Origin of the sequence: Lentilactobacillus parafarraginis DSM 18390 = JCM 14109, from assembly GCF_001435895.1 — a bacterium.
Lineage (GTDB): Bacteria > Bacillota > Bacilli > Lactobacillales > Lactobacillaceae > Lentilactobacillus > Lentilactobacillus parafarraginis.
The window spans coordinates 1-1,046 of sequence record NZ_AZFZ01000178.1 but is presented as its reverse complement, the minus strand read 5'-3'; the positions used below and the strand labels follow the sequence as shown (position 1 = coordinate 1,046).

At 33.5% G+C, this 1,046-nt stretch carries 1 protein-coding gene; it reads left to right on the top strand.

What is annotated here, in order from left to right:
- A partial coding sequence (locus FD47_RS15560; RefSeq protein ID WP_162260762.1) for a hypothetical protein occupies positions 1-768 on the top strand: 768 nt, incomplete at its 5' end.
- Positions 769-1,046: the final 278 nt, after the last annotated feature.

Sequence of the window (1,046 nt, the reverse complement as noted above, 5' to 3'; positions counted from 1 at the left end):
ATCGTGTCTAAAAACTTGACTCAGATCCATAGGGCCTTGCGCAAAGCAATTTTAGAGTTCTATGAGCGACAAAGCTTTATATTTCACTGGGTTAATCATGTTCCAGGTAAAATTGTAAATTCAAGGGTACTTTCTAAATTATTGGGTGGAAGTAGAAGCTTTACATTACTAAACCTATTTTTCCCAAAAATCTTAGTTTCTAGTATTTCAATATTTAATGGTGTTTACGTAACGGTATTACTCGGAATTTCCTCAAGCTTAAAAGTGCTTGGATTAGGATCGGGATTTTCCTTAAAGGAGTCTGTGAAGGAAGCTGTTAATGAGTCTGTAGAATCTTTGTCTGGGACTAGAATGGAGAACAATGACCTCGATATTAGCCAGAAAAATGGTGATCAATCATCAATAACAATTCGTAATGGGTTAACTAATATTGAATATTATGCTCGTCTATCGCCGTTGGAATTGTTAAAGGAATTTAGCTTTCTTTTTGAAGCAGGTAAAAATGAGCTTATGGTGAATGATAGTGATGAATTTGAAGCGAATTATTTGCAGTATCTACGAGAGAATGAATTGCATTATAATATTGAAATTATTGGAGTTGGAGTTTTGGGGCCTAACGAACTTAAGTTGCCCAAAATTATTAAGGTAATTTCCACTGAAGGATATCCATACATGTACCCGCCATACTTCTCAAGAGATCAAATGCGGGCATATTTAAAAGGTAATTCTGAAGAACATCAGTGGAAAACGCCAATACCGTTCCCATAATTTTGTGAAAGGAAATAGTTATGAAGAAATATATTACCCAAGTAATGATATATACTAAATATTTTTATAAAGTAACCTTAGAAAATAAGCTGGTATTTCTTTACACTGCTTTATTTCCTGTTGTAATGATCATTATCCAATCGAAGCGATTTTTTTTTCAAAAGATTAGTACTACTACATTCACCCGAATAGTTTTACCTTGGATATTTTGGTTAATCTTTACGGATATTTTGTTTGCCGTAATGGATATGTAAAAGGCACCCGTAAAATGTAGGAAA